Genomic DNA, 17,698 nt, shown 5'->3' on the forward strand with positions numbered 1-17,698 from the left:
GAGATCCCGCCGACCAGCCAGCGGGGCCGCTCGCCCGGCGCGGCCGTGCAGACCATCGCGACCACGGCCGCCAGCAGCAGCCCGGTGGGTGTCAGCCCGGCCAGCGCCAGCCAGAAGGCCAGCCTGCACACAAGCCACGGCCACCCGGGTTCCCCGGCACGCAGTGCGAGCACGGTATGCGCCACCCACGGCAGCGCGCCGTAGCCCACCAGCAGGCTCCAGTGCCCCTGCAACAGGCGCTCGGCGACATAGGGATTCCACAGCGCCAGGGTTGCGGCGACAAATTGTCCGGCCAGCCCGGCCTGTGGGAGTACCGATGACACCAGGCGTGCCGCGCCCCATCCGGCCGCCCACAACCCGGTGAGCAGCAGGGCCTTCACCACGACGCCGCCGTCGATCAGCGACGAAGCCAGCGCCAGGGCAAAATCCTGCGGCAACGCCCGCGGCGCGGCTTCGGACAGCCCGAGAGCGGCATCGGACAGGAACGAGCGGGGGGTCGAGACCGCGTCGCGAAGCAGCAGATAGCCAGATCCCAGCAGCGGCGCCGTGATCAGCAGGCTCAGTACCAGGGCATACCCCGGAACAGCAGCCCGGCTGACGGCCCCCCGAGTGACGACGACCCGCCTAACGACGGTCGGGCGGACCTGGATCGGGGTGCAGGTCTGGTCGTTGTGCCGGCAGCTTTTCGGTCTCGGCTTCGGCGGCAGGCATCGGTCCGGTGTCCTCGGCACGGCGGCCGCCGAGCCCGGAGAAGAATCCGCCGTCGGCCGCGTCACCGGAATCGAGGAGCGCCGCCTCGGCGCGCAGGCTGAACGAACCCAGCAGGGCGCCGCCGACCAGGGCGATCAGCCCGGCCGCCGTGAAGGTGATGGGCAGTACCCGCGACCACAGACCGATCCGGTCCCGTTCATCGCGGGCCGCGGCGACCTGCGATTCGACGGTCTCCTCGGTGGAGGTCACCGTGAAATCGGCGAACGTCACCTCGGGCCGCAGCTCGTCGCGGGAGTAGTAGTGGTTGGCGTGTTCCTCGGCCTTGACGATGGTGCCGGACACCGGGTCCACCCAGAAGGTGCGCTGGGCGGCGTAGTAGCGGACCATCGTGATCGGCTCTTCCGGATCGCCCTCCAGGCCCCACAGCTCGGCGCGGGCGGTGACCTCGCCGTCCTCGTCGTTGTCGTAGAGCGAGGCGTACCGCAGCGGTTCCACCAGGTTGCCGTCGGCGTCGTAGCCGACGTTCTGGGTGAAGCGGTAGGTCGTCAACCCGTTGACGTCTTCTTCGCCCTCGTAGTTGGCGTCGAATGCGCGCTGGGCGATCGGATCGAAGTACGGGTAGGTCTTCTTCTCCGTGTTGAACGGGAAGCGGTAGGACAGCCCGTCGTGGGGGAGCGCAACGTTGGTGGGCGGTTTGGTGTCCTCGATGGTGCGTGGCTTCTGGATGGAACCACCCGGATGGGTGTCATCGGACACCGCCATCGCAGTGTCGCGGTTCAGCGTCACCGTGTCGACCATCGCCAGCAGCAGTCCGTTGTCCTGCTGCTTGTCGGCGCGCCGGACCGTGGTGCCGACCTGGAGGGTCACCACATCGGCGTTGGACGGCGATTCGACGGACACCTGCTGCTGCGACACCACGGGTACATCCCGGTCGACGACAAACCGTTCGCCGAGCAGGGACGCGGGATCCAGGGCTGTGCCGGTGCCGTCGCTGACCAGCGAGGCGTCGATGGTCAGCGGAATCCGCTCGATCTTGCCTGCGGTGTACGTGGACAGCAGCAGGGCGGCGATCAGCAGGGCTGCACCGAGACCCAAGATGCCGCACGCAGCGATACGCAACATGACTGCTCGGTTCACGTTGTGCGTACCTCCCTTTCATTGCACCGCGGCTTGAGAAAACCCAGTTGACCCTAACAGCAGACACCACGTCGGCGGTCCAACGCAGATCGGTTCACCGGGCGGGTACCCGATCCTGCGCCGAGATCAGACCTGCACACTGGACTGGATGGTTGATCACGGAGTAGGCGGCACACGGAGCTTTCTGCCCGCAGTCGAGGGTATGCGAGCCTGCGCTGCCATCGGTGTTGTTGTCACCCACGTCGCATTCCAGACCGGGCACACCACCGGTGTCGACGGCCGGCTGCTGGGCAGGTTCGACCTGGCGGTGGCCCTGTTCTTCGCCCTGTCGGGATTCCTGTTGTGGCGCGGTCACGCCGCCGCGGTGCGTGGGCTGCGGCACACCCCGCCGACCGGCCACTATCTGCGGTCGCGCCTCGTGCGGATCATGCCCGGCTATCTGGTGGCCGTCGTGGTGATCCTGCTGCTGATGCCGGACGCCATGGGCGCCAGTTTCACGGTCTGGTGGGCCAACCTCACGCTCACTCAGATCTATGTGCCGCTGACACTGACCGCGGGACTGACCCAGATGTGGAGCCTGTCCGTCGAAGTCAGCTTCTATCTGGCGTTGCCGTTGTTGGCGTGGTTGGCGCGACGGCTGCCAGTGCGGGCCCGGATCCCGGTGATCGCCGGGGTGGCGGTGGCCAGTTGGGGATGGGCGTGGGCGGTCGCGGCGGCCGATGTCACTCCCGACGGGCTGAATCCGCTGAACTGGCCGCCGGCGTTCCTGTCCTGGTTTGCCGCCGGCATGCTGATCGCCGAACTGACGGTCAGCCCGGTGGGGGTGATCCACCGGTTGGCCCGGCGGAGACTGCTGATGGCGGTGATCGCCCTGGTGGCTTTCCTGGTCGCGTCCTCACCGGCGGCGGGTCCCGAGGGGTTGGTTCCGGGCACCTCGGCCCAGTTCGCTCTCAAGACGGCGATGGGCGCGGTGCTGGCGGCCGCGCTGCTGGCCCCGCTGGCGCTGGATCGACCCGACACCGCGCACCGCTTCCTGGGCAGCCGGGTGATGGTCACGCTGGGTCGCTGGTCCTACGGGCTGTTCGTGTGGCACCTGGCGGCACTGGCCATGGTGTTCCCGGTCATCGGTGAGTTCGCTTTCAACGGGCAGATGCCGACCGTGCTGGTGCTGACGTGTGTGCTGGGTTTTGCGATGGCCGCCGTCAGTTACGGGCTGGTCGAGTCGCCGTGCCGGCAGGCGCTGCGCCGCTGGGAGCTCCGTGGCCGGCCGGTGCCGGCCCTGGACAGCTCCGTCACCGACGATCCGGAACCGGCGGTGGCGCGATGAAGCCGGTGCTGGCGATCCTCAACGACTATCAGGGTGTTGCACTGTCGTACGGCGATTTCGATTCGCTGCGTGAACATTTCGAGATCCAGGTGTATGACCGTGTCTTCGGCGATGAGCAGCAGGTCATCACCGAGCTGGCCGACGCCGAGGTGCTGGTGGTGATGCGGGAACGCACCCGCCTGAGCCGGGCGGTACTCGACGGCCTGCCGAGCCTGCGGTTCATCGTGACCACCGGCACCCGCAACGCGGCCATCGATCTGGAGGCGGCCGCCGAGCGGGGGCTGCCGGTCAGCGGCACCGGCATGTCGAAACACGCTGCCGGTGAACACACCTGGGCGTTGTTGATGGCGGCCGTCCGGCACATTCCCGCCGAAGTGGACGCGATGCGCGTCGGGGGATGGCAGTCGACCGTCGGCACTGAACTGTACGGCCGGACCCTGGGGATTGTCGGGCTCGGCCACATCGGCATCCAGGTGGCCCGCTATGGCCAGGCTTTCGGGATGAAGGTACAGGCGTGGAGCACCAATCTGGACGCCGCACGGGCCGAAGCGCTCGGTGTCGAGCCCGTCACCAAGCAGCGGCTCTTCGCCGAATCGGACATCGTCAGCCTGCATCTGGTTCTCAGCGAGCGCACCCGCGCCATTGTGGGAGCCGAGGAGTTGGCGCTGTTGGGGCACCGCGGTCTGTTGGTCAACACCTCGCGGGGGCCGCTGGTGGACGAGACCGCACTGGTCGCTGCGCTGGCCTCCGGTGCGCTGGGCGCCGCTGCGCTGGACGTCTTCGATGTCGAACCGCTGCCGCCGGATCACCCGCTGCGCACGCTGCCGAATGTGGTTGCCACTCCTCACATCGGTTTTGTCACCGACAAGGGCTACGCCACGGCGTATTCGCAGGCGGTGGAGAACATCACGGCCTGGCTGGATGGGACGCCGATCCGGCTGCTCTAGTCGTCGACGAACACCACGCTCTCGTCGAGGGGTTTTCGTGCGACGTCGAGATGGTTCGCCGGGAAACCTTCCACGGGATAGCCGATGGCGAGTCCACACAAGATCTCGTAGCGGTCCGGGATCGACAGCGCCTCGCGAACGACGTGCGGGAAACCGGCGATGAGCATCTGGACACAGCTGCCCAATCCCCGGGCGGTGAGCCCGAGAAGAAATGTCTGCAGGAACATCCCGACTCCGAGGCTGTCGACATGGTGCAGTTCTCGGTTCATACAGACGATGCCCGCCAGCGGAGCGTTGTAGAACCGCCAGTTGAAGTCGACGGCGTTGCGCCGGCCCTCGGTGTCATCGCGCGCAATCCCGAGGCTGCCGTAGAGCTGTTCACCCAATTCGTATCTCCTGTCGTCGAACTCGGCAGGAAGCGGCGTGATGTCGGGTTCGCGGATCCGGGACTCGTTCACCAGCGCGTCGACCAGACGCCGACGAGCCGCGCCGGAGGCAAGCACCACATGCCAGGGTTGAGAGTTCGAATTCGAGGGCGCTCTTCTGGCCAGATCGAGTGCGGCCATGACGTCGGGACGCGGGACCGGCCGGTCGGCGTGGAACAGCCGGGTCGACCGTCTGGCTCGTACCACGTTCTCCAACTTGTCCACTGTGGCTTCCTCGACTCTGATGGCAGATCCCCTCCGGGTGCAGGCTGATGGGTCGTGACGTCGTGCTTCTCAGTATCTGCCCTGATGGTCAAAGATCTTGCGCGGGTTGGTGATCAGCATGATGTCGATCTGGTCGGCGGTGACGCCGCGCGCTTTCAGGGCCGGGATGACGTCGTTGTGGATGTGCAGGTAGTGCCAGTTCGGCAATGCCAACGGCAAGATGTCCTCGGGCAGTGCATCGAAGTAGCAAGCCGCGTCGTGGGAAAGCACCATCTTGTCGGCGTGCCCGCGCTCGCACATCTTGGCCACCGTGTCGACCCGGTCCTCGAACGGCAGGAAAGCATCGACTCCGAAGCGGTCCATCCCGATGTAGGAACCCGCGGCGATGATCTCCTCGAGGTAATCCAGGTCGGTGGTGTCGCCGCAGTGACCGATCACCACCCGGCTGAGATCGACACCCTCTTCGGCGAAGATCCGCTGCTGTTCCAAGCCGCGGCGGGTCCCGGCATGGGTGTGTGTGGAGATGGGCACACCGGTGCGGCGGTGGGCGGCGGCGACCGCCCGCAACACCCGCTCCACCCCGGGGGTGATGCCGGGTTTGTCGGTGGCGCACTTGAGGATTGCTGCGCGGATGCCGGTATCTGCGATTCCTTCGGTGATATCGCGGACAAAGATGTCGGTCATGGTCTCGGGGCCGCCGAGTTCGGTGCCGGGGCCCAGATAGTGGAAGTACATCGGGACGTCGTTGTAGGTGTAGAGGCCGGTGGCCACCACGATGTTGAGGTCGGTGGCCGCGGCGATCCGCTTGATCCGCGGGATGTAGCGGCCCAGCCCGATCACCGTGAGATCGACGATGGTGTCGACACCGCGGGCCTTCAGTGCGTTGAGCCGGCTGACGGCGTCGGCTTCGCGGCGGGCCTCGTCGCCGAAGCCGTCCGGATAGTTCTGGGTGATCTCGGTGGTCATCATGAACACGTGCTCATGCATCAGAGTCACGCCGAGGTCGCCGGTGTCGACGACTCCTCGGGCGGTGTTCACGTGCGGCACCTGGCCGATGCTAAGCGCCGCCTCGGTCCTCGTGGGCGGAATGGTTGGTGAACCCGGCCACGGAGGCCGCCGGCAGCGCCACCGATATCAGTGCCGGCAACTGCACCCCGGACGAGAACCCGGCATAGCCGTCCACCGACCGCCACGGGTTCCGGCAGTTCAGATACAACGTGTCGATACCGATCGTCGGTTCACGGCTCGCTATCCAATCCCGCACCCACGACCCGTAGCCAGCCGCTCAGTGAAGGTTCGTAACTGGAGGCTGTTTTTTCTTCTTGAGATTGATCGACCAGGATCTTCAGTGTCGAGAGCAGGTGCTCTTGCGTAGCCAACGCCGCCGCGACGGGATCACGATCGACGATGGCGTCATAGATCTTCGAGTGTGGGTGATAGATGGCGTCGAGGGTGCGGGTCGGCGTGGTGGACAGACCCTTGGCATGCATTTGAGCCCTGGTCACCCGTACCGCCTCCACTATCCGATCGTTTCCTCCGACCCGGAGGATGATGTCGTGGAAGACGAGATCATGTTTCTCGAACGCTTCCTCATCGTTTTTGGCGACGCACGATTGCATCGCCGAGAACGCTTTTGTCAGCTTGGATAGTTCCGCCTTGGAGATCACGCTCGCGGTCTGAAATGCACATGGAACTTCGAGTAGTAAACGTAGTTTGTAGATTTCTTCGAGGTCTTTGATCGTCACTTGCAGAACGCGGACGCCCCGATTCGGCTCGAATCTGACAACCCCGTTTGCGGCGAGCTGTAACAATGCCTCACGCACGGGAGTGCGTGAGACGCCGAGCTGCTCGGATATTGCCAACACCGAATACAGCTTGTCGGGTACGAGTTCCTTTCGGATTATCGCGTCGCGTATTTCTCGGGAGACACGATCGACCAATGTTTGATGCTCAGGTTGGATTCGTCTCATGAAAACTCTGTTCTGGTTGCACAAGTGTCCCGCGATACTCTTGGGCTGTCACGACAGATCGAAAGCCCTACAGGAACGATAAGTCCGCCCCTTCGCTGCCCGGTAACACTGTTTCGTTGAACAGACGCTTCCAGCCTCTGCGAGTGTTCGACGATTCCGGTCGTTCGAAAGAGGCAAGTCGGTGATGAAGCTCCTCTTCCGAAATCAGTAAGTCGACAGATCGGTTCTCGACGGAAAGTCTAACTGTATCGCCGGTCCGGACTATCGAGAGTGGACCAGGGATAGCTCCCTCGGGCTCTCCGTGCAGGATGACGGTGCCGTACGAAGTACCGCTCATCCGGGCGTCGGAGATGCGCACCATATCTCTTACACCTTGTGCGGCGAGCTTCTTCGGAATGGGTAGCGCGCCGGCTTCCGGCATTCCCGCGCCGACAGGGCCGGCCCCACGGAGAATCAGGACATGGTCTGCCGTCACTTCGAGCTCGGGATCGTCAAGAATCTCCAACGGGCTCTGGGGCCAGTCGATGACGATGACGGGGCCGGTGTGCTCGAACAGATGGGGGCTGGCGGCGGAAACCTTGAGCACGGCGCCGTCAGGGACCAGGGAGCCGCGGAGAATCACGAGGCTGCCGGCCGGGCCGAGAGGATCAGACAGCGGCCGAAGGGTCGCCTGCCAATCTTCTCGAGCTTCGATATCGGCCAGATAGTCGGCGAGTCGCTGACCCGAGCCGCCCAGAGCGTTGAGGTTGAGGTGCGGGGCAAGCTCTTTGAGTAGCGCGGGAACGCCCCCCGAGGCGTCGAAGTCGACCAGGTATCCCTGTCCGGACGGCTTGCAGTCGACGAGCAGGGGCACGTCGGCAGGGCCTGTTTCGAAGTCGTCGAGACTCAGTGCAACGTCGGCGCGGCGTGCCACTGCGAGCAGATGCACGATGGCATTGGTGGATCCCCCGATCGCTGCGAGTACCGCAAGCGCATTCTCGAACGCGGCGGGGGTGAGAATCTTGTCCGGCGTCAGCCCCTCTCGTACCATCTCCACGATTCGACGACCTGTTTTCACACCGTGATTGAGTCGTTCACCTCGCGCGGCCGGAGGGGTCGCGCCACCTGGAAGCAGCAGACCCAGGGTCTCGGACAGGCATGCCATGGTCGAAGCGGTCCCCATGACTGCGCACGTCCCCGCAGTGGTCGCCAGATTGCTGCGGGCCTCCTTGATCTGAGAACTGGTGAGTGCATCTCCACGGTAGTCAGCCCAGAGGCGACGACAATCTGTGCAGGCGCCGAGCCGCTGTCCGCGCCAATCGCCGGTCATCATGGGGCCGACAACTTCAAGCAACACCGGTTTGTCGTTGGATGCGGCTGCCATGAGCTGCGCAGGAACGGTTTTGTCGCACCCGCCGAGGAGCACTGACCCATCGATGGGGAGTGCGGAGAGCATTTCCTCGGTATCCATCGCCATGAGGTTGCGGTAGATCATGCTGGTCGGCGAGGTGAGAATCTCGCCCAGTGAGATCGTCGGGAACACCATCGGCAGGCCCCCAGCTTCCAGGATGCCCCGCTTCACCGCTTCGATGAGTTGCGGCATGTCCCGATGGCAGGTGTTGAAATCCGAGGTAGTCGCCGCGATCCCGATGATCGGTCGATCGAGGTCGTCGTCGTCGTAGCCGGCAGACGCCAGGAAGGCCCGACGGAGAAAACTGCTGAAACCGTCGTCGCCGTAGGATGTGGCGTTGCCATCGATTGCGGATCTGAACTCTTCGGAGATGGTCACTGTGCCTTGGTGCTTTCTGGAATCATCGACTGGCGATGGGAAGGGCGAGTGGGCGAATCGGTGCACCGGTGGCGCCCCGGATCTTTAGTGATGCACCGATGAACACGAACTCGAACTCACGCTCGGCCGAGATCGCTTCGCAATCAACGAGTTCCATAATCGGAACGCCTGCTTCAGCGAGTAGGTAGGTGTGAACCACCTGCCAGTTCTCCGGATCGTCGGCGGGCATCTGCTCCAACGCCGAGTTGTCCGCGCCGATCATCGAGGCGCCAAGCTGCGCCAGATACGTTGCACCGTCGAGGTTCAATCCCGGGCTGTTGTCGATGTACGCCGCCGCATCGGGCCACCGGCGCATACGTCCGGTGCGTATTATCGCGATGTCGCCGGGGTAGAACGAGGTACCTTGGTGCCGCAGCGCATTCTCCAAGTCGTCGGCGCCGATGCCGTAGTTATCGGGCAACACGTCCACGCCGTGGAGAGCGGCAACGTCGAAGAGCACCGCTCGAGAGATGATCGGCGGAAGCTTGTCGGCACCGCACTTTATCCAATGCCGTGAGCTCAGATGGTCAACCTCGGTGAAACCGTTCCAGATCTTCTTGTTGTAGCCGAAGTGATTCAGGGTGTCGATATGGGTTCCGGTGTGGGTGTACATCGAGATCGCGTCGCCGGAGTAGGAGACGAGCTGGTTCTGTTCCGGTCCAACACCTGGGTAATCGTCGAGCACAGTCCCACTGGGCGTGTGGGTCATCCATTGTTGGAACGGCGGGTCGCCCGCTTTGACCCAGGATGGCATGCCCATGAACAGATCGACAGAGAGATCGAAGGCCCGTGACACATCAGCGCGTGCCAGAAGTTCTTGGGAACGTTTGGGATCGATGAGGTTCAACATCCCGATTTCGTCGTCTGCCCCGAACGGACTTCGGCTCACTTCCCGGAATTTTGCTGCGTAGGCCGCAATCTTGTCCTTATCGGCCGCGGAGATGATCGAAGGAAGGCACATTGCTCGGTATCTTTCTCTGGTGCGTTGGGCGCTGGCGCTTACTGGCTGGTGATGGTCACGTACAGCTCCGGTCTGCGACCTGCAAAAATCGGGAGTTCGAAGGTGCCCGGTTCCACGATGATGTCTTTTACGCGAGCGTCGCTGAGCGAGACTTCGGTTGAGAACAGGCCGGATTCGTTCCGGGCGTCCACCAGGACCGCGCCGCGAGGTGAGATTATCTGACTCCGTCCGATGAAGGACACGCCGGCCTCTTCGTCGTTGCGATCGCTGACTGCAAGAAATACGAGGTTCTCGAGGGCTCGAACGCGCACGACGAGGTCTGCCAGGATCGCGGACGCAACCGGCCAATTCGTCGGCATCGCAATGATATCGGAACCCTGGAGGGCAAGTTCTCGTGCACATTCGGGGAATCTCAGATCGAAACAGATCATGATCCCGACGTTTCCGATGGCGGTGGAGAAGACGGGGGTGCACTCACGCTGGCCCGGCGTGACAAACCTGTCGGCGGCCAGGAACGGCAGGTGTTGTTTGCGGTAGGTGCCGACAAGCCCCTCCGGCGAGAATAGGGCTGCGGTGTTGTACACGACGTCGCCATCTCGCTCGAGGAAGCCGATAACGCTGTGGAGCTGAGTGTTTCGATGAAGATCGGCAATGGCTTCGAGCCTCTCGTCGGTGAGGCTCAGTGCATTTGCGCGGGTCTCCTCGAGGCTGTCGTAGAGGTATCCGGTCAGTGCGCATTCGGGCAGCACCACCAGATCGATGCCGGCATCGCGGGCATCGCGGAGAGTTGCGGTGACCCTGGCGGCGTTGTAGTCGAGATCGTGGCTGCGGGCGTCGATCTGGGCTACTGCGACACGGGCGGTCGACGGAGGCGCGGTGTGCATCACAACCTGCTTCTTTCTCTCTGAAATACCAAGGGGCTCAGGACTGTACTCGTGTCAATCCTCCGTCGACGACGATCTCCTGTGCGGTGATGTAGGAGGCGTCGTCGCTGAGGAGGAAGGCGGCCACTCGAGCGATCTCTTCGGGGATGCCGACTCGTTGTAGGGGAATGCTCTTGGCTGCCTCCGCCAAGCCGTCCGGCCCGAGGGAGTTGTGCGGATCGAGCGACTGCGGAGTGGTGATCACCCCGGGAATCAGGGTGTTGGCCCTGATGCCTCGCGGTGCAAGTTCCATCGCGGTCGCTCGCGTCAGGCCCAATAGGCCGGCTTTGGCGGCGCAGTAATGCGCGTGTTGTGCCCAGCCGTAGATCGCGCCAGAGATCGATGAGATCGAGACAAGAGATCCGCCGACTTCCATGACCGCGGCAGCCTGCCTGAAGAGGCGGTGCACGCCACCGAGATCAACGGAGAGGACCCGTTCCCACTCTTGGTCGTCGATCTCGGAAAGCGCAGCCTTTCGCAAGATTCCCGCAGCGGCAACGACGTAGTCGAGTCGGCCGAAGTGTCTTGTCGCAGTTGCGACAAACGACTGGATTGAGATGTCGTTCGATACGTCGAGTTCGCAGTGTTCGGCCCGGCCGCCGGCCGCTCGGATTCGGTCGACCACGGCACTCGGGTCGTACGGGTCGGCAGGGTAGTAGCCGATGAGGACCTGTGCGCCGCGAGCAGCGAGGACATCGGCGCATGCCGCACCGATTCCACTGGCCCCACCGCTGATCACGACAGACTTGCCGCGCATCGATCCGTGATCGGGCGTGGGTGAATCGAGGTTGCTTGTCATGCCGCTCCTGAGGTGGGGACGTAGGGATGGCCCGATCCCCATCGGGGCGGCGCTCCTCGCGTGCCTGACGTAGCAATGCGAAAAAAGGCTGCCGAACGGTGATCGTCTTCGATTGCATATTACATGCAACATGTATATTGACCTCCCGAGGATGCTCGGGGTCGTCGAATTTGCGATGGCGCCGCAGAGGCAGTCAAACCATCACGTAACCCCCTTGAGAGAGGATTCCCGCAGATGAGCACAGCAACGATGAAGAGGTCCAGGCGTCGTTCGTGGCGTCGCCGGCTGATGGGCATCGCGGCAGCCATGGTTCTGGTCGTACCCGCCGCGGCGTGTGGCAGCAGCCAAGAATCGGACAAAATTGTCATCGGGTCGGTGATGCCGGCACTCAACAACGAGTTCTGGCAGTCCTATCTGGCATTCCTGGAGACCACAGCCGAACAACTGGACATCGAGCTGATCAACATCGACGCCAACGACTCGGGAGATCGCCTGGCGCGCGGGGTCGATGACCTGATCGCCCGTGGGGTGGACGGGATCATCGCGGTGCCCTTCTTCGGGACGGGACCGCGAGCCCTGGCATCGGCAGAGGCAGAGGGTATCCCCATCGTGATGGTCGACGCGCTGCCCGAAGATGAGGTGCCGGGCGGAAGTTATGAGCAGTACGTCGGCTTTGTCGGCCCGGATGACGCTGAATCCGGCTACCAGATGGCTGACGCGCTCGCCCAGAGCATCAAGCCCGGACCCGACGGCAAGAAGAAGATCGTGGCAGTCCAGGGACCGCCCGGGACATCGGTTGCGGAAAACCGGTACGACGGACTCAAGCGCTATCTCAGCGAGCATCCTGATCTCGAGCTGATCGGATCCGCCGTCGGAAACTTCTCGCCGGTCGATTCGCAGAATGCGATGGACGATCTATTGCAACGGCACGGCAACGACATTCAGGGAGTCTGGTCGGTTGCGGGCGGCCCGACCACCGGTGTGCTCAGTTCATTGAAGACGGCGGAGATGGTTCCGGGCGAAGACATCAAGATTGCCACCATGGACCTCAACCCGGATGTGCTCGATGCAGTGGAACGGGGCGAGGTTGTCTACGACAACGGCGGCCACTGGCTCGAGGGCGGATTCGGACTCGTCATGCTCTACGACTGGATCCAGGGGATCCGGTTCGGTGATGACGAGCGCAACCAGATCATGAGCCTGCTGCCGGTCACGAATGCGACCATCGAGCAGTTCCGCGCCGACTACCCGGGTGGGCTGCCCGACTATGACGCGAAGGAACACTCGCGGCACTTCACGCCCGATGGCCCGCCCGCGGTCATCGAGCTGACCTACAGCAAGGACATCGACCTGGGGTTGGCCCCTTAGATGAGCGCCAACACCGCAGTGTGGTCGGCGCGCAACGTCAGCAAGGCATTTGGGCCCACCAAGGCGCTCTCCGACGCATCGGTGTCGATTCGAGCCGGGGAGATCCATGGGCTCATCGGAGAAAATGGTGCCGGGAAGTCCACGATCACCAAGGTGGCTGTCGGAGTGCACCACGCCGACTCGGGTACGTTCACGTTGAATGGTGCGGACTATCAACCGAAGTCGCTGACTCAGACTGCTGAGATCGGCGTCAGCTTGATCTTCCAAGAGATAACCGTGAATCCGATGTTGACGGTTGCCGAGAATGTCTACATCTCCAAGCTCTGGAAGTATCGCCGGGCCGGACTGCTCGACACCCGCACCCTCAACCGGAAGGCGCAAGAACATCTGGAGCGGCTCGGCGCCGACTTCTCTGTTCGCGATGACGTCGGATCGCTGAATCTCGGTCAGCTCAAGATCATTGAGCTTGCTCGTGCGATTGCGGAGGAGCCGACGATCCTCTTTGTGGACGAGGCCACCGCGGTGCTCGATGCGAGAGGTAAAGAGCTCATCATCAACGCGTTGCGGAGCTTGGTGGGGCAGGGTCTGGCGATTGGTTACGTGTCACACCATTTCGACGAGATCTTCTCACTGACCGATCGTGTGACAATCATGCGTAACGGCAGCAACGTAGCGACGCTGGAGACGTCCCAGACGAATCGAGCGGAGATCGAGAGCTTGATGGTCGGCCGAGCTGTTGCCGACAAGATGTTCCCGACCAAGGCAACACCGACAGCGCGCAAGACTGTGCTCGCCGCAGAGCGAGTGACGCTCGATAATCGGGTTTTGGACGCGAGTTTCGAGGTCGGGCGGGGAGAGGTACTCGGGATCGCCGGACTCGCCGGCTCGGGCGGGGCTGCCCTGCTACGGGTGCTCGCCGGAGATCTGCCGATGACATCAGGAGTGATCGAACTCGAGTCGGCACCCTACAAGCCGCGAAGCCCGAAAGAGGCGATGGCTCGCAAGGTTGCCTATCTGCCTGGGGACCGGGACCTGGAGGGCCTGGTCGGGAACTTCTCTGTGCGGGAGAACATCGCTCTAGCCGCTCAGCGGCCGTCATTCGCCCCGGTGCGCCGTCGCGAGGAACGAGAGATGGTGACGGGCCTTGTGCACGAACTGCGAATCAAGGCCGAGAGCAGTGAGATACATGTCGACTCACTCTCCGGGGGTAACCGGCAGAAAGTCGTGCTCGCCAAGCTTCTGGCGATCAAGCCGCACGTGTTGTTACTCGACAATCCGACCAGAGGGGTGGACGTCGGAGCTCGCGAGCATCTCTACGCAGCGATCGCGCAGGCTGCGGAGCAGGGAATGAGCGTGCTGCTGCTCAGTGAAGATCTCGGGGAACTGCTGGGTCTGTCACACCGGCTCATGGTCTTTCGTAACGGCAAAATCAGCCACCACTTCGACGCGCTCGACGGCATCGTCGAACGTGATGTCATTTCTCACATGCTGTGAGCAGGAGAACAATGTCAAACAATCTTGATGCGCAATCCACGGTCGATGCGCAATCCGTACCCACTTCGAGAGCGCGTTTCGGTCTCTCCGCAGCCACGCTGCGAAATCAATTCTCGATTCTCATGCTGACGGGCCTGATAATCGTATTCGCCTCGCTGTCATCGCAGTTCGCGACCTGGTCCAACGCCCGTGTGGTGCTGGAACAGTCGGCGGTCCTGATAGTGATCGGGATCGGCGTGACTTTTGTGATCATCGCCGGATCCATCGATCTGTCCGTCGGCTCGATTGCCGGCTTCGGGGCCGTGAGTACGGCGATCCTCATGGCAGAGTTCGGCGCCGCCGTCGCAGTGCCTCTCGCGCTGCTTGCCGGTCTCATGATCGGCTTGCTCAACGGCGTGATTTTTGCGCTGGGAAAGATCCCCTCGTTCATTGTCACTCTCGGGATGCTGACGGCGCTGCGGGGTGTGATCCTCGGTATCACCGGTGGCAGTCCAACCATGATCAACGATGACACATTTCTCTCTCTGGTCGCCGGGCGTCATATCGGGGTCTCGAATGTTGTGATCGTTGCCGCCGTGGTCGCGGTCATCGCGTACATCGTGCTGGAGAAGCTCGCCTTCGGCCGTGAGCTCCGTGCGATCGGCGGGGCCGAGAAGGTGGCGCGGCTGGCCGGTATCAATGTCGCCCGAACCAAGATCGTCGCGTTTGTGATCTGTGGGTTCCTTGCCATCATCGGGGGGATCATGATGGCTGCCCGTAGCCGGGTGGGCGACCCCATGCAGGGTTCTGGTCTTGAGTTGCAGGCGATCGCGGCAGTGGTGATCGGTGGCACACCGCTGACCGGCGGAGTGGGACGTATCGTGGGCACCGTCATCGGTGGACTCACGATCGGTGTACTGAGCAATGGCCTCAACATCGTCGGAGTCAGCCCATTCTGGCAGCAGATCATCACCGGTGTGGTGCTCGTGGTCGCGGTCCTGCTCACCATCGATCGAAAGAAAATCGGAATTATCAAGTAAGGCAGGGTTTCTCGATTCAGCCCGCCGTCTACCCAGAGGATATCGTTGAAGTCTTATCAAATGACCGCCATCGGCCATTCGGAGATGCGTGAAACGGCCGAGCCGACTCTCGCGCCGGGACACGTCATCATCCGAACTGAAGCGGCCGGGGTGTGCGGAACGGACCTGCATGTACTCAACGACGGTGTTTATGTCGACCCGGCAGTTCATCTTCCGGTGACAATGGGCCATGAGGCGGTCGGTGTGGTCGACGAGATCGCGGCCGATGTGGTTGGCATCGCGGTGGGGGACCGCGTCGTTGTGGAGCCGGTGCTCAACTGTGGATTGTGTACCAACTGCCTGACCGGCCAAGTGAACCTCTGCAGTAGTTGGACGCATCTGGGGTTCACCGCTCACGGCGTGTGGGCAGAGCGCTTCGCGGCCCCGGCCAGCCGGGTTACCAAGATCTCGCCAACCGTACCGGCCGAGATTGCCGTGCTTGCAGAACCTCTCGCGTGTTCTCTGCATTTCCTCACGCTGGGGAAGCTCAGTATCGGGCAATCGATTGTGATCGTCGGTGGTGGCCCGTCCGGACAGTTGGCGGTCGTCGCGGCTCGGGCGTTCGGGGCCGGCACGGTGATCCTCAGCGATCCCATCCCGGAGCGGCGGGCGCTTGCGCACCGTCTCGGCGCTGACGCGGTGCTCGATCCGTCCACCGAGGATGTGCTGGAACGGTGTCAGTCGCTCACCGGGGGGCGCGGCGTAGATGTGGTGCTGGAGATCGCAGGCTCGGAGTCTTCGATTGCGAGCGCCTTCCTGCTGGCCAGGCCCGGTGGAACCGTGGTACTCGCAGGAGTGTGCGGACAGGAAGAATTGCGCGTCAACACCCAGTACGTGGTCCGCCACGAGATCACCGTTCAAGGCGCATTCGCGACCCGGTGGCAGATGGCGAATGCGGTCCACTTGCTCGAGCGCACCGATCTCGATTTTGCGCCCATCATCGGCCTTCGAGTCGACTGGCAAGACGCACACCGCGGTCTCTCGGAGACCGGCGCACGCCGCGACATCTGCAAGGTCGTGCTCACGTTCAACAACTAGTCATCGGCAGTGACCGTGGGGCAGCCCGGTCACTGCCGGAACAGGCTTCCCTAGATCTCAGAGGACAACAAACAATGGCAGCAATCAAGACTGTTGAGGCGATCGTCACGCAAGTGCCGATCGAGAAGCCGACACGTATCTCGACCCGAGTTCTCGGACACCGGGATTACCTAATCGTCCGTGTTACCGACACCGATGGTGTTGTGGGCCAAGGGTATACGTATTCCGGAACCAACGGGGGAACTGTTCTGCGGGAGATTGTGGACGCAGTGTTCACGCCGGTGCTTCTTGGTCAGGACGCGGAGGCCGTGACCCAGGCGTGGGAGCAGCTCTACCAGGAGTGTCTGCTCATCGGTCGAAGGGGAGCGGCCATACGGGCGTTGTCCGCAGTGGACATCGCACTGTGGGATCTCAAGTCACGCAAGTACGGTGCGCCCCTGGCAGTCCTTCTGGGTGGCAGCCTCGACCCGGTGTCCGCGTACGCCTCAGGCGGCTACTACCGGCCCGATGACGGGGACTGGGCTGATGCCGTCAGCCGCGAGATCGAGACGAACATCAGTGCAGGTTTCACCGATCACAAGATCAAGGTCGGCGGTCTGACCGTCGCCGAGGACGCTGCCCGGGTCGCAGCGGCGATGGGTGTCATGAACGGCACGGGCCGGCTGGCTCTCGATGCGAACAACGCGTATCGCAGTGTCGCGGAGGCGCGTGACGCGCTCCGGGCGTTCGAGGATGCGACAGCTGGCCACGGGCTGTGGTGGTTTGAGGAGCCGTTCTCGCCGGATAATGTCGCTGCCCACGCAGAGCTGCGACTATCCAGCGAAACCGCGATCGCAACGGGGGAGATCCATCAGACGCGTTGGGATTTCATCGACATGTTCAAGCGTCGGGCGGTCGATGTCGTTCAGGCCGATGTGGGGGTGCTCGGTGGTGTCACCGAGTGGCTGCGGGTAGCTCACACCGCGGAGTCGTACGACGTCGGGATTGCGCCCCACTGGCATGCCAACCTGCATGCGGTGCTCTCGGCAGCGACACCCGGATGCTTCACGGTGGAGCACTTTCTCTTGGAGAAGGATATCTACAATTTCGAGCGTCTCGTGACGCCCGAGACAAGGCAAGGGTTCTCCGACGGCGCTCTGACGTTCATGGACATTCCCGGACTCGGTTTCGAGTTCGACGATGCCGCGATACAGCGCTTTCGCATCTGAGGCAGAGGTCAGTCCGCGGATCGATGCCCGGTGTCTCCTCGGTCCTCGTGGGCGGAATGGTTGGTGAACCTGACCACGGAGGCCGCCAGCAGCGCCACCGATATCAGTGCCAGCAACTGCACCCCGGACGAGAACCCGGCATAGCCGTCCACCGACCGCCACGGGTTCCGGGACAACACCGCACCGGCCAGGATCAGCCCGCCGCTGACCCCGCCCAGAGTGACGGCCCGGTGCCAGCGGGGCCGCGACCGCAACCGGTGCAGCAGCAGGAGCGCGGCGCCGCTGACCAGCGCCCCGGGC

Annotated in this window: 17 protein-coding genes and 1 pseudogene; 7 read left to right on the top strand and 11 right to left on the bottom strand. The window is 63.2% G+C overall.

The features are described from left to right. Both WBB07_RS06045 and pgfA read right to left on the bottom strand, forming a co-directional pair. Nucleotides 1-569, bottom strand: a 569-nt coding sequence (locus WBB07_RS06045) for an MmpA family trehalose lipid delivery protein (RefSeq protein ID WP_526305762.1), incomplete at its 3' end; no start/stop codon positions are given. A 55-nt stretch (nucleotides 570-624) separates the two neighbouring features. Beyond that, nucleotides 625-1,848, bottom strand: a complete 1,224-nt coding sequence (gene pgfA / locus WBB07_RS06050) for a cell envelope lipid trafficking protein PgfA (protein ID WP_526305730.1) — start codon at nucleotides 1,846-1,848, stop codon at nucleotides 625-627. Between the two features lie 148 nt (nucleotides 1,849-1,996). Between pgfA and WBB07_RS06055 the strand changes: the two genes are divergently transcribed. Both WBB07_RS06055 and WBB07_RS06060 read left to right on the top strand, forming a co-directional pair. Continuing rightward, a complete protein-coding gene (locus WBB07_RS06055; RefSeq protein ID WP_526305732.1) occupies nucleotides 1,997-3,175 on the top strand; it encodes an acyltransferase family protein in 1,179 nt (392 codons plus the stop codon). Continuing rightward, entirely contained in the window at nucleotides 3,172-4,122 is a 951-nt protein-coding gene (locus WBB07_RS06060; protein ID WP_526305734.1) for a D-2-hydroxyacid dehydrogenase family protein, read from the top strand. The genes WBB07_RS06055 and WBB07_RS06060 overlap by 4 nt, the downstream gene beginning before the upstream one ends. Here the strand turns inward: WBB07_RS06060 and WBB07_RS06065 are convergent. From WBB07_RS06065 to WBB07_RS06100, 8 genes and pseudogenes are all read right to left on the bottom strand, one after another. After that, nucleotides 4,119-4,772: a nitroreductase gene (locus WBB07_RS06065; RefSeq protein ID WP_526305736.1), complete on the bottom strand. Its 654-nt coding sequence runs from the start codon at nucleotides 4,770-4,772 to the stop codon at nucleotides 4,119-4,121. The two genes, WBB07_RS06060 and WBB07_RS06065, sit on opposite strands and share 4 nt — an antisense overlap. Before the next feature lie 69 nt (nucleotides 4,773-4,841). Then, a complete protein-coding gene (locus WBB07_RS06070) occupies nucleotides 4,842-5,819 on the bottom strand; it encodes a phosphotriesterase family protein (RefSeq protein WP_526305738.1) in 978 nt (325 codons plus the stop codon). A 10-nt stretch (nucleotides 5,820-5,829) separates the two neighbouring features. Continuing rightward, nucleotides 5,830-5,973 (bottom strand): annotated as a pseudogene (locus tag WBB07_RS06075) (hypothetical protein); the annotation flags it as partial. 37 nt (nucleotides 5,974-6,010) lie between these two features. Beyond that, nucleotides 6,011-6,712, bottom strand: coding sequence for a GntR family transcriptional regulator (locus WBB07_RS06080; protein WP_526305740.1), 702 nt, complete (start codon nucleotides 6,710-6,712; stop codon nucleotides 6,011-6,013). Nucleotides 6,713-6,809: 97 nt separating this feature from the next. Continuing rightward, a complete protein-coding gene (locus tag WBB07_RS06085; RefSeq protein WP_526305742.1) occupies nucleotides 6,810-8,576 on the bottom strand; it encodes a dihydroxy-acid dehydratase in 1,767 nt (588 codons plus the stop codon). Beyond that, a complete protein-coding gene (locus tag WBB07_RS06090; RefSeq protein ID WP_526305744.1) occupies nucleotides 8,533-9,510 on the bottom strand; it encodes a cyclase family protein in 978 nt (325 codons plus the stop codon). Before WBB07_RS06090 ends, WBB07_RS06085 begins: the two co-directional genes overlap by 44 nt. A 38-nt stretch (nucleotides 9,511-9,548) precedes the next feature. Continuing rightward, on the bottom strand, nucleotides 9,549-10,394 hold the full coding sequence (locus WBB07_RS06095; protein WP_526305746.1) for a carbon-nitrogen hydrolase family protein: 846 nt from the start codon (nucleotides 10,392-10,394) through the stop codon (nucleotides 9,549-9,551). A gap of 37 nt (nucleotides 10,395-10,431) precedes the next feature. Then, nucleotides 10,432-11,232, bottom strand: coding sequence for an SDR family NAD(P)-dependent oxidoreductase (locus WBB07_RS06100; RefSeq protein ID WP_526305748.1), 801 nt, complete (start codon nucleotides 11,230-11,232; stop codon nucleotides 10,432-10,434). A 234-nt stretch (nucleotides 11,233-11,466) separates the two neighbouring features. On the opposite strand from WBB07_RS06100, the gene WBB07_RS06105 reads away from it, so the two are divergent. The 5 genes from WBB07_RS06105 (at nucleotide 11,467) to WBB07_RS06125 (ending at nucleotide 17,398) form a co-directional block, all read left to right on the top strand. Then, nucleotides 11,467-12,600, top strand: coding sequence for a substrate-binding domain-containing protein (locus WBB07_RS06105; RefSeq protein WP_526305750.1), 1,134 nt, complete (start codon nucleotides 11,467-11,469; stop codon nucleotides 12,598-12,600). Further along, nucleotides 12,601-14,094 carry a sugar ABC transporter ATP-binding protein gene (locus WBB07_RS06110; protein WP_526305752.1) on the top strand — a complete coding sequence of 498 codons (1,494 nt, stop codon included), beginning with the start codon at nucleotides 12,601-12,603 and terminating at the stop codon, nucleotides 14,092-14,094. Between the two features lie 122 nt (nucleotides 14,095-14,216). Beyond that, a complete protein-coding gene (locus WBB07_RS06115) occupies nucleotides 14,217-15,113 on the top strand; it encodes an ABC transporter permease (RefSeq protein WP_526305754.1) in 897 nt (298 codons plus the stop codon). Between the two features lie 60 nt (nucleotides 15,114-15,173). Next, nucleotides 15,174-16,190 (top strand): zinc-dependent alcohol dehydrogenase, encoded by a 1,017-nt coding sequence (locus WBB07_RS06120; RefSeq protein ID WP_526305756.1) that lies wholly within the window; start codon nucleotides 15,174-15,176, stop codon nucleotides 16,188-16,190. Nucleotides 16,191-16,264: 74 nt separating this feature from the next. Next, nucleotides 16,265-17,398 (top strand): mandelate racemase/muconate lactonizing enzyme family protein, encoded by a 1,134-nt coding sequence (locus tag WBB07_RS06125; protein ID WP_526305758.1) that lies wholly within the window; start codon nucleotides 16,265-16,267, stop codon nucleotides 17,396-17,398. An 8-nt stretch (nucleotides 17,399-17,406) separates the two neighbouring features. On the opposite strand, the gene WBB07_RS06130 is transcribed toward WBB07_RS06125, so the two are convergent. After that, nucleotides 17,407-17,698: hypothetical protein (locus WBB07_RS06130; RefSeq protein WP_526305760.1), on the bottom strand; the 292-nt coding region annotated here is incomplete at its 5' end.

Source organism: Mycobacterium sp. (assembly GCF_049647605.1).
Classification (GTDB): Bacteria; Actinomycetota; Actinomycetes; order Mycobacteriales; family Mycobacteriaceae; genus Mycobacterium.

Bases quoted from the DNA above. Each gene is read 5' to 3' on its own strand.
- WBB07_RS06055 (WP_526305732.1), top strand. From the start codon at position 1,997: ATGGTTGATCACGGAGTAGGCGGCACACGGAGCTTTCTGCCCGCAGTC.
- WBB07_RS06060 (WP_526305734.1), top strand. From the start codon at position 3,172: ATGAAGCCGGTGCTGGCGATCCTCAACGACTATCAGGGTGTTGCACTG.
- WBB07_RS06090 (WP_526305744.1), bottom strand. From the start codon at position 9,510: ATGTGCCTTCCTTCGATCATCTCCGCGGCCGATAAGGACAAGATTGCG.
- WBB07_RS06095 (WP_526305746.1), bottom strand. From the start codon at position 10,394: ATGCACACCGCGCCTCCGTCGACCGCCCGTGTCGCAGTAGCCCAGATC.
- WBB07_RS06100 (WP_526305748.1), bottom strand. From the start codon at position 11,232: ATGACAAGCAACCTCGATTCACCCACGCCCGATCACGGATCGATGCGC.
- WBB07_RS06105 (WP_526305750.1), top strand. From the start codon at position 11,467: ATGAGCACAGCAACGATGAAGAGGTCCAGGCGTCGTTCGTGGCGTCGC.
- WBB07_RS06110 (WP_526305752.1), top strand. From the start codon at position 12,601: ATGAGCGCCAACACCGCAGTGTGGTCGGCGCGCAACGTCAGCAAGGCA.
- WBB07_RS06115 (WP_526305754.1), top strand. From the start codon at position 14,217: ATGCTGACGGGCCTGATAATCGTATTCGCCTCGCTGTCATCGCAGTTC.
- WBB07_RS06120 (WP_526305756.1), top strand. From the start codon at position 15,174: ATGACCGCCATCGGCCATTCGGAGATGCGTGAAACGGCCGAGCCGACT.
- WBB07_RS06125 (WP_526305758.1), top strand. From the start codon at position 16,265: ATGGCAGCAATCAAGACTGTTGAGGCGATCGTCACGCAAGTGCCGATC.